The organism is Microcystis sp. M53603_WE2 (assembly GCF_030065435.1).
In genome coordinates this window covers 1-2,157 of the sequence record NZ_JASJFF010000940.1, presented here as the reverse complement: position 1 = coordinate 2,157, position 2,157 = coordinate 1, and the positions used below count along the sequence as shown (strand labels likewise).

General features: G+C 42.4%; 2 protein-coding genes. Both read right to left on the bottom strand.

The genetic code is table 11. The features are described 5' to 3' along the window. Window positions 1-282 precede the first annotated feature (282 nt). The gene (locus PX481_RS19870; protein WP_288095611.1) at window positions 283-558 is read right to left on the bottom strand and encodes a hypothetical protein; all 276 of its coding nucleotides are present in this window, start codon (window positions 556-558) and stop codon (window positions 283-285) included. 221 nt (window positions 559-779) lie between these two features. Continuing rightward, entirely contained in the window at window positions 780-1,799 is a 1,020-nt protein-coding gene (locus tag PX481_RS19865) for a ParA family protein (protein WP_288095609.1), read from the bottom strand. Window positions 1,800-2,157 lie beyond the last annotated feature (358 nt).

Here is a 2,157-nt window from a genome sequence, read left to right as displayed (position 1 = left end):
TTTTCTATCCGAATGCTTCGCCCGTACTTATTCAGCAAACCCTAGATAGTCATACTAAATCCTGTTTAAAAGGTATAGGAGGGCGGGGAGAAGGGAGCGGGTTTTTCAAGTTGGATTGGGGGTTAATCATGCTATTAAAAACCGATTCAGTATAACGGTAAAGTTAGACCGTCTTCACCGATAACTTTGGCTGAGTCATAGCGCTTTAATTGTAACGCGCCCACCTTCCACTGCCTCAATCTGAAGTTTAAAGCCATACAAAAGACCCATCCCCACACAACATCATAAGGGCTTTCTCTGACTGCGACTGCCAAAACGGAAGACGGCTCTATGTCCAATCCGAATCACCCAAGGTTGAGCATCAGGGACACGCTCATAGAGATGATCGGTAGCAGTAATCGTATCGTCGGCAAGCTCAAACGCTCCAGTTTCGATGTCGATCGCCACAATTCTCCCCTGATTTCCCTCCTCCACTTGAGAACGTACCTGAGATTCATAAATCTCATTACCACGTCGAGGGAATTCTTCTTTGCTGTAGCGGGGTTGTCGAACTGTCATTGGCTTGACCCTGTGGCAACTTTTGCCCTCTATTTTAACCTAAACATCGGGAATCTTCGCTAACATTCTCCAACTGGGCCTACAAGAGCGGCATCGCACTTAAACCCACAGCTTCAATCAATGGGCATGGTGCGTTCCCCAAAATCGATCGCTGGAGCAGTGGGACTTGCATTAGGGAACGCACCCTACAAGATCGGCGATCGCACTACAAGATCGGCGATCTAAAGTTTTGCAACCAGAGTCTTCATGGCCTTAATACAATTGTCAAGGTAATCTGCACGGACTTGTACCTCTCGTCCTGGAAGCTTATAGATTCCAGACGACATTTTTGAAAATGGCAACCCTTGGGCAAAAGCAACTACGCCTGTTGTCTGAAAATCTCGAATATCGACCACAGCATCAGCAAGGGTAGTAAACGTCACAACATTTGGATCCGTCTGTAGAATTGAGCCAATCATTGTGTCAATTTCTGTTAGTACGGCAAAATAGGCCGATGCAGGCCCCATATATTGCGTTAGTCTATTTTTAGGGAATAAATGGAATTTCGGGGCACTTCGACCAGCAGCTTGAAGTTGGGATGAAAAGTTATGTTGTTGATAAATTGGAGAAGGTAAATTTATTCCCTGAACTAATGCAAAGGCATTTTGCACTGCTCTTCTGGAAGAATCATCCGCCATAACAGGTAAAATCATTGAATCGGTTGCTGCCAAAGCAATTTGAGTGTAAATAGAAAAACTTGGATTAGCATCAATAAAAAGAAAGTCATAATTATCAGCAACCAATGCAACAAAATCATTGGCCCAGTCGATTACTTTTAACCATGTGTTTGTCCCAGGGATTTGGGTATTAGCTAATGTTGTAATTGCGTTTGACTGTAATTCAACCAAAGCATCACCAGCCAAAAGGTCAATATTGACAGGGATACTCTTGTTAAAGTGGGTTGGATTAGATATGAAATTATCATGATTTATCTGTGGCATTGCATATGGTGATGGTAATCTTTCCTGAAAATAACCCCCAACACTTTTCCTCGGCTGGTTGTTATGTAACGAGTTGAGATTTTTGCTTCCAGAGCCAGTAAGGCCGCCTAATAATAATTCAGACAAGTTCCCTTGAGGACAAAGGTCAATAACTAAAATACGTTTGTCTGTATTATTTTCTGCAAACATCGTGACAGCTTGAAATGCCAAACTTGTCTTTCCTGTACCACCTTTATTGTTCCAGAATGAATATTTTTTCATTTATTCTCCAATTTTCTAAATGATAGAACCAACTACATATTATAGGTCAACTTTCTGCGTAAAACTCTCCAGAGTAACGATATAGGTCAACCTTGTGTATATCACCCCATTTAGGCGCGATTGCCGGAACTTTTCCCTATATCAACCCCAAAAGCGTCTTAGCCAGATTAGCATATTGCCAAAAACCTTGGTTAACTAAATTCCTGACAATTAGGCTCATTCTAGCGATGATTCCTCTGTCTGACCGCACCCCTTGACAAAAATTTACAATTATTCGACCTTTAGCGATCGCTATCGGGGGATAGTTGTTTTTTGTTACAGCAGTGGGGAGAAGGGAGCGGGTTTTTCAAGTTGGATT

Excerpts from the sequence above, each read along its gene's own strand:
- PX481_RS19870 (WP_288095611.1), bottom strand. The coding sequence starts at position 558 with ATGACAGTTCGACAACCCCGCTACAGCAAAGAAGAATTCCCTCGACGT.
- PX481_RS19865 (WP_288095609.1), bottom strand. The coding sequence starts at position 1,799 with ATGAAAAAATATTCATTCTGGAACAATAAAGGTGGTACAGGAAAGACA.